Source organism: Dietzia sp. DQ11-38-2, from assembly GCF_014145055.1.
In the GTDB taxonomy this organism is placed as follows: domain Bacteria; phylum Actinomycetota; class Actinomycetes; order Mycobacteriales; family Mycobacteriaceae; genus Dietzia.
The window spans coordinates 1-7,257 of the sequence record NZ_JAALDW010000016.1 but is presented as its reverse complement, the minus strand read 5'-3'; the positions used below and the strand labels follow the sequence as shown (position 1 = coordinate 7,257).

At 70.5% G+C, this 7,257-nt stretch carries 7 protein-coding genes; 4 read left to right on the top strand and 3 right to left on the bottom strand.

The genetic code is table 11. From position 1 onward, the window contains the following. Nucleotides 1-518, bottom strand: a 518-nt coding sequence (locus tag G6026_RS00680; protein WP_182611948.1) for a MaoC family dehydratase, incomplete at its 3' end; no start/stop codon positions are given. 120 nt (nucleotides 519-638) lie between these two features. On the opposite strand from G6026_RS00680, the gene G6026_RS00675 reads away from it, so the two are divergent. From G6026_RS00675 to G6026_RS00665, 3 genes are all read left to right on the top strand, one after another. Beyond that, nucleotides 639-1,793, top strand: coding sequence for an acyl-CoA dehydrogenase family protein (locus tag G6026_RS00675; RefSeq protein WP_182611947.1), 1,155 nt, complete (start codon nucleotides 639-641; stop codon nucleotides 1,791-1,793). Continuing rightward, a complete protein-coding gene (locus tag G6026_RS00670) occupies nucleotides 1,790-2,242 on the top strand; it encodes a MaoC family dehydratase (RefSeq protein ID WP_095719204.1) in 453 nt (150 codons plus the stop codon). The genes G6026_RS00675 and G6026_RS00670 overlap by 4 nt, the downstream gene beginning before the upstream one ends. A 276-nt stretch (nucleotides 2,243-2,518) precedes the next feature. After that, nucleotides 2,519-3,874, top strand: coding sequence for a PhoH family protein (locus G6026_RS00665; RefSeq protein ID WP_107756801.1), 1,356 nt, complete (start codon nucleotides 2,519-2,521; stop codon nucleotides 3,872-3,874). Between the two features lie 6 nt (nucleotides 3,875-3,880). Here G6026_RS00665 and G6026_RS00660 read toward each other — a convergent pair whose 3' ends face one another. After that, entirely contained in the window at nucleotides 3,881-5,284 is a 1,404-nt protein-coding gene (locus G6026_RS00660) for a class II fumarate hydratase (RefSeq protein ID WP_182611946.1), read from the bottom strand. Nucleotides 5,285-5,377: 93 nt separating this feature from the next. Then, the gene (gene glpX / locus G6026_RS00655) at nucleotides 5,378-6,388 is read right to left on the bottom strand and encodes a class II fructose-bisphosphatase (RefSeq protein ID WP_107756799.1); all 1,011 of its coding nucleotides are present in this window, start codon (nucleotides 6,386-6,388) and stop codon (nucleotides 5,378-5,380) included. A 148-nt stretch (nucleotides 6,389-6,536) separates the two neighbouring features. On the opposite strand from glpX, the gene G6026_RS00650 reads away from it, so the two are divergent. Beyond that, complete coding sequence (locus G6026_RS00650) at nucleotides 6,537-7,100, top strand: DUF4245 domain-containing protein (RefSeq protein WP_107758141.1); 564 nt, start codon at nucleotides 6,537-6,539, stop codon at nucleotides 7,098-7,100. Nucleotides 7,101-7,257 lie beyond the last annotated feature (157 nt).

Genomic DNA, 7,257 nt, shown 5'->3' with positions numbered 1-7,257 from the left:
ATCGTCGACAGGTCGTCGGCGTGCGCGCACGACGCCGGGTCGACCCCCGGCGTGAGCGGCAGCATGGCGCACCGGTGGAAGTCCAGGACGGTCCGCCCGTCCTGGTCGGTGGTGGTCACCCTCAGGGCTGCCAGTCCGGTGGGGGCGCGACCCGGTGAGGGACTGGTGGTCCTCAACCCGACGACCTCGGTCCTGGTGGACAGGGTGTCCCCGATCGCGGGCGCGGTGTGCAGACGCAGACCGCGGTAGAAGAGGTTGGCCCTGACGCGCTGGGTGAGGACGGTGGACTGACCGATCGCCACGTCGATGACGAGCCCGGGGTGGGCCACCGTTCCACCGGTGACCGTGCGGGCGAGATGGCGGTCCAGGGGGAGCCGCAGGCGGTCGCCGAGGATGGCCTGGTGGGTCGCGGCGAGCCCGTCCGTGAGGGTCACCGCCGGGGCGTCGACGACGACCTGCCCCACCGCCAACTGATCGAAGTGGGGTCCGCCGACGGGGAGGTGGCCGCGACTGTTCATGGCCGTCATCCTAGGCAATCCATGAGCATGATTATTGACGGATGTGCGGCGGGTTGGGACGATGAGCCGACGTCCACCCGGGCGGACGACCGAGCGACGACGACGACGAGGTGCTGCGCGGTGCCGGACCTGAACGAGGACGAGGCCTATCTGGTGGCGACCGTGCGCCGCTTCATCGACCGTGAGGTCAGGCCGTCCGTCCGCGAGACGGAGCACGCGGACTCCTACCCCGAACGCTGGATCGAGCAGATGAAGCAGATCGGGATCTACGGTCTGGCCGTGCCCGAGGAGTACGGCGGGATGCCGGTCTCGATGCCCTGCTTCGTGCACGTGACCGAGGAGCTCGCCCGCGGGTGGATGTCGCTCGCCGGCGCTATGGGCGGGCACACCGTGGTGGCCACGCTGCTCACCAGGTTCGGCACCGAGGAGCAGAAGGCCGCCTACCTCCCGCGGCTGGCGACGGGTGAGGTGCGGGCGACCATGGCGCTCACCGAGCCGGGAGGGGGGTCGGACCTCCAGGCCATGGGGACCACCGCGCGTCCCGACGGCGACGACCTCGTGATCACCGGCACCAAGACGTGGATCTCCAACGCGCGCCGTTCCGGCCTCATCGCGCTGTTGTGCAAGACGGATCCCGCGGCCACTCCCGCGCACAGGGGGATCTCGATCGTGCTGGTCGAGCACGGGCCCGGCCTGACCGTCTCGCGCGACCTGTCCAAGCTGGGATACAAGGGCGTCGAGACGTGCGAGTTGGCGTTCGACGGCTATCGCACGCCCGTCACGCAGATCCTCGGTGGGGAGCCGGGGCGGGGATTCGCCCAGATGATGACGGGCCTGGAGACCGGACGGATCCAGGTCGCGGGCCGCGCCCTCGGGGTGGCGGCGGCCGCCCTGGAGGACTCGCTCGCCTACGCGCAGCAGCGGGAGTCGTTCGGCCGACCGATCTGGGAGCACCAGGCGATCGGCCATCGACTGGCCGACATGGCCACCAGGCTCTCCGCCGCGCGCCAGCTCACGCTCCACGCGGCGGAGCGCGCCGATGCCGGCGAGCGCTGCGACATGGAGGCGGGAATGGCCAAGCTCTTCGCCTCCGAGGCCGCCATGGAGATCGCGCTCGACGCGGTACGGATCCACGGCGGCTACGGGTACTCCACGGAGTACGACGTCGAGCGCTACTTCCGGGACGCCCCGCTCATGATCGTGGGCGAGGGGACCAACGAGATCCAACGCAACGTCATCGCATCGCAACTGGTGCAGCGAGGAGGACTGTCATGAGGGTGTTCGAGGGGCTGGAGCAGCTCGAGGCCGAACTCGGCCGACACGTGGGGTACAGCGACTGGATGGAGATCACGCAGGACCGGATCGACGCGTTCGCCGAGGCCACCGGGGATCACCAGTGGATCCACGTGGATCCCGTCCGCGCGGCGCAGGGGCCGTACGGCGCCACCATCGCCCACGGATACCTCACACTGTCCCTGCTGCCGGTGCTGGGGGCGGAGGTTCTGGACATCCGTGGATTCCGGATGATGATCAACTACGGCGTCGACAAGGTCCGGTTCCCGGCCCCGGTCCCGGTGGGCTCGCGGATCCGCGCGGGCGTCGAGCTCACCTCGCTCCAACGCAAGTCCGCCGGAGTCCAGCTCAACAGCCTGGTGACCGTCGAGGTCGAGGGCTCCGACCGTCCGGCGGTCGTGGCCGAGACCGTGCGGATGATGGTCGAGTGAGGCGGGGCCGAGGGTTCCGGGGCGGGAGAGCCGGGTCCCCGGCCGCAGGTGTCGACGAGTCTGACGAATTCACGATGAGTTAACTCACAGGTGTGTGATTCGGGCGTAGCGTGACTCTCAACGGTCGGTGGGGAAGCCGACCGTCGGGAGGTCCCAGCCGATGATCGACGCACTCGATCGGGAGGGGGCCGGCACCCGGCCCCGTCACCACCAGGTGACCTGAGCCGACCGGTCCACCCCCAGCTCGCCCGCGGTGCCGCGGGCCAGGAGTCCGCCGTGACCGACACCGTACGCACCTACGTCCTCGACACCTCGGTTCTGCTCTCTGACCCGTGGGCCGTCACCCGCTTCGCCGAGCACCACGTGGTGTTGCCCATCGCGGTGATCGGGGAGCTGGAGGGCAAGCGACACCACCCCGAGCTCGGCTACTTCGCCCGAGAGGCCCTCCGACTCCTCGAGGACCTGCGCCTGCGCCACGGACGGCTCGACGGCGACCTGCCCATCACCGACGAGGGCGGCACCCTGCGGGTGGAACTCAACCACACCGACCAGACGATCCTGCCGACCGGCTTTCGCAACACCGGCGAGGATTCTCGGATCCTCGCGTGCGCGCTCAACCTCCGCGCGGAGGGCCAGGACACCGTCCTCGTCTCCAAGGACGTGCCGCTGCGCGTCAAGGCCGGATCGGTGGGGCTGCCCGCAGACGAGTACCACGCCCAGGACGTGGTGCTGACCGGGTACAGCGGGGTGGCCGACCTGCCCGCCACCCAGGATCTCGTGGACACCCTGTTCTCCGACGGTGGGGCGTCGCCGCTCGCGGCCCGCGCGGCCGGGTTGGACGTGCAGACCCCGGTCCACTGCGGTATCCGGGTCCAGACCGAGTCGTCGTCGGCACTGGCCCGCGTCACCGACGGCGGCGGGTTGAAGCTGGTGCGCGGGGATGTCGAGGTGTTCGGCCTGCGGGGCCGCTCGGCCGAGCAGCGCATCGCCATCGACTGCCTGCTCGACGAGTCGATCGGGATCGTCTCGCTCGGGGGCCGGGCGGGAACGGGCAAGTCCGCGCTCGCCCTGTGCGCCGGGCTCGAGTCCGTCCTCGAGCGGCGCCGCCACCGCAAGATCGTCGTGTTCCGGCCCCTCTACGCCGTGGGTGGCCAGGAACTCGGCTACCTCCCGGGCAGCGAGACCGAGAAGATGTCGCCGTGGTCGCAGGCGGTCTTCGACACCCTCGAGGGCCTGGTCAGCGAGAACGTGATCGACGAGGTGATGGACCGGGACATCCTGGAGGTGCTCCCGCTCACCCACATCCGCGGCCGGAGCCTGCACGACTCGTTCGTGATCGTCGACGAGGCGCAGTCACTCGAGCGCAACGTGCTGCTCACCGTGCTCTCCAGGCTGGGCACCGGGTCGCGGGTCGTGCTCACCCACGATGTGGCCCAGCGTGACAACCTGCGCGTCGGTCGTCACGACGGCATCCAGGCGGTGGTGGAGAAGCTCAAGGGACATCCGTTGTTCGCGCACGTGACCCTCAACCGCTCGGAGCGGTCGGCGATCGCCGAGTTGGTCACCACGATGCTCGAGGAGTTCCACCCGGACGCCCTGCCCGGGGAGTTGCGCCGGATCCACGCCGCCTGACCGGCGTCAGCGCTCGCGGTCGAGCCCCGTCATCCCCAGCACGTCGAGGCGGCGGTCCAGCTCGTCCTCGCTCAGCGGATCGGGGACGAAGCCCAGGGCGATCACGGCCTCGCGGATCGTCATCCCCTCCGCCAACGCGTGCTTGGCCACCCGGGCGGCCTCCTCGTAGCCGATGGCCGAGTTCAGCGGGGTGACGATCGAGGGCGAGGACTCGGCGTAGCGGCGCATCCTGTCGACGTCGGGTTCGATCCCGTCGATGCAGCGCTCGGCGAACAGGGTGGTGGACGTGGTGAGGATCCGAGCCGATTCCAGGACGTTGCAGGCCATCACCGGGATCGCGGTGTTGAGCTCGAAGGCCCCGGTCGCGCCGGCCCAGGCCACGGCCGCGTCGTTGCCCACCACCTGGGCGGCGACCTGGGAGATGGTCTCGCACAGTACCGGATTGACCTTGCCGGGCATGATCGACGACCCGGGCTGCAGGTCCGGCAGGTGGACCTCGGACAAGCCCGTCATGGGACCGGACCCCATCCAGCGGACGTCGTTGGCGATCTTCGTCAGCGAGACGGCGATCGTGCGCATCGCCCCGGAGAGCTCCACCAGACCGTCGCGGGCGGACTGCGCCTCGAACGGGTCCGCGGCCAGGCGCAGCTCCTCGAGCCCGGTGAGGGCGCGCAGTTCCTCCACCACCGCGGAGCCGAAGCCGTGCGGTGCGTTGAGGCCGGTGCCCGCGGCCGTGCCGCCGATCGGGAGTTCGCCCACCCGGGGCAGGGTGGCGCAGACACGCTCGGCCCCGGCCCGGAGCTGGCGCGCGTACCCCCCGAACTCCTGGCCCAGGGTCACGGGGACCGCGTCCATGAGATGGGTGCGGCCGGACTTCACCACGTCCCGCCACTCGACGGACTTCCGCTCGAGCGACTCGGCCAGCCCGCTCAATGCGGGGACGAGTTCGGTCAGCGCCACCTCCGTCGCGGCGACGTGGGTCGCGGTGGGGAAGGTGTCGTTGGAGGACTGCGACATGTTGACATCGTCGTTCGGGTGCACGGTGACACCCTCTGCCGCGCACAGCGACGCGATGACCTCGTTGGCGTTCATGTTGGAACTGGTGCCGGAGCCGGTCTGGAACACGTCCACGGGGAAGTGCTCGTCGACCTCCCCGTCGGCGATCCGGCCGGCCGCGGACACGATCGCGTCGACCTTGGTCTGCTCGAGGAGCCCGAGACGACCGTTGACCGTCGCGCACGCGGACTTGAGCAGGCCGAGCGCGCGGATCTGTGCGCGCTCGAGACCGCTGCCCGAGACCGGGAAGTTCTCCACCGCCCGCTGCGTCTGGGCCCGCCACAGCGCGTCGACCGGTACCCGGACCTCGCCCATGGTGTCGTGCTCGATACGGAATCCACTCTGGTCAGCCATACGGGCCAGAGTAGGCGTGGCCGCCGCCCCGTGCAGCCGCTCCGCGGGCCCGGCCCCGTGCGACCGCTCGGGGTGGCCCCGGGCCGGGGAGGGTCAGTCGTCGCGGGTCCCCTGGCCGTAGTCGACCGCCGAGAACTCGCGGAGCTTCTCCATGCGGTGGCGGGCCTCGACGTGCCGGACGGTCCCCGACTTGGACCGCATGACGAGGGACCTGGTGACGGCGCCGTTGGAGCGGTAGCTCACGCCGCGGACCATGTCGCCGTTGGTGATGCCGGTCGCCGCGAAGAAGCAGTTGTCGCCCTTGACCAGGTCGTCGGTGCCGAGGAACGCGTCGACGTCGAGTCCGGCGTCGACCGCTTTCTGGCGCTCGGCCTCGTCCTGGGGCCAGAGCTGCCCCTGGATCTCCCCGCCCATGCACTTCATGGCGCAGGCGGTGATGATCCCCTCCGGGGTGCCGCCGATCCCCATGAGCATGTCCACCGAGCTGTCGTCGGAGGCGGCCGCCACGCCACCGGCCACGTCCCCGTCCATGATCAACCGGACCTTGGCGCCGGCCGACCGGATCTCCGCGATGAGTTCCGCGTGCCGGGGGCGGTCGAGGACGCACACCGTCAGGTCCCCGACATCGATGTTCTTGGCCCTTGCCACGGAGATGATGTTCCACTCGGTGGACTTGGACAGGTCGATGTGGCCGACCGCATCCGGTCCCACGGCGATCTTGCGCATGTAGAACACCGCGGAGGGATCGAACATCGCGCCCCGCTCCGCGACGGCGATGACGGCGATGGAGTTGGGGCGGCCTTCGGCCATGAGGCGCGTCCCGTCGATCGGATCCACCGCCACGTCGACGGCGGGTCCGTGCCCGGTGCCGACCCTCTCGCCGTTGAACAGCATCGGCGCCTCGTCCTTCTCGCCCTCGCCGATCACCACGACGCCGTCCATGTCCACGGTGCCGATGAGCTCGCGCATGGCGTCCACGGCCGCGCCGTCACCCCCGAGCTTGTCTCCCCGGCCCACCCACCGGCCGGCCGCGAGCGCGGCGGCCTCGGTGACTCGGACGAGCTCCATGGCGAGGTTGCGGTCGGGACGTAGGGCGTCTGACATGTGGCGTCGGGCTCCTCGGATAGCTGCAGGCGGACGGGCAGTGGCGGCTCGCCGCGTGATGGGGTGTCGGCGCTCATTGTTGCACCTGTCGGCCCTCGCCGGGGGCCAGGCGCCCGACATGCCCCGGCCGGGTGGGATACTCGACGCCGTGGCCGAGCCGAAACCGAGAATCCTGCAGGGTAACCGCGACATGTTCTGGTCGGTGGTGGTTCTCATGGTGATCGTCGGACTTTTCGCCGGTGTGTCCGGGCAGTGCACGTTCAGCCCGTCGGGACCTCAGCAGGGAGCGATCCCGGAGTTCGACGCCGACGCCTCCCTGCGTCAGGACGCGCGGAGTCTGGACTTCCCGGTCCGTTCCCCGGATGTCCCGGAGGGGTGGACCTCCAACTCCGGGCGCGTCGAGAGCTTCGCCGACACCACCTCGAGCCACGTGGGGTGGGTGACGGGGGAGCGCAGTTTCGTCGAACTGGTCCAGTCCGATGCCCCGGAGGAGGCCTTCCGATCACTGAACGGCGGGCCGAGGCCGAACCGGACGATCGTGCCGGTGACCGGGCGGGAATGGACCGTGTTCACCGGTGACGACGTCCGCCCGGTGTGGGTCCTGGACCTGGGCGACGTCCGGGTGGCGGTGACCGGATCGGCCACCTCCTCGGACTTCGAGGCGCTGGCCGCGGCGGTCCAGGACGCCGAACCGCTGCCCAGCGGTCGATAGTCCCCCGGCCGGACGACCCCGGGCAGGTGCACGCCGACCCACCGCGCGCGCCGCGGCCTCCTAGGTGCGGTCGCCCGAGTCGTCGTCGCCCAGAACGGCGTCGATCCGGTCGCGTGCCCCGTCGAGGTGTTCGGTGCACCGCGCGGCGAGCTCCTCA

What these genes read in the sequence shown, in the direction of transcription:
- G6026_RS00670 (WP_095719204.1), top strand. Translation starts at nt 1,790, where the DNA reads ATGAGGGTGTTCGAGGGGCTGGAGCAGCTCGAGGCCGAACTCGGCCGA.
- G6026_RS00660 (WP_182611946.1), bottom strand. Translation starts at nt 5,284, where the DNA reads ATGGCTGACCAGAGTGGATTCCGTATCGAGCACGACACCATGGGCGAG.
- glpX (WP_107756799.1), bottom strand. Translation starts at nt 6,388, where the DNA reads ATGTCAGACGCCCTACGTCCCGACCGCAACCTCGCCATGGAGCTCGTC.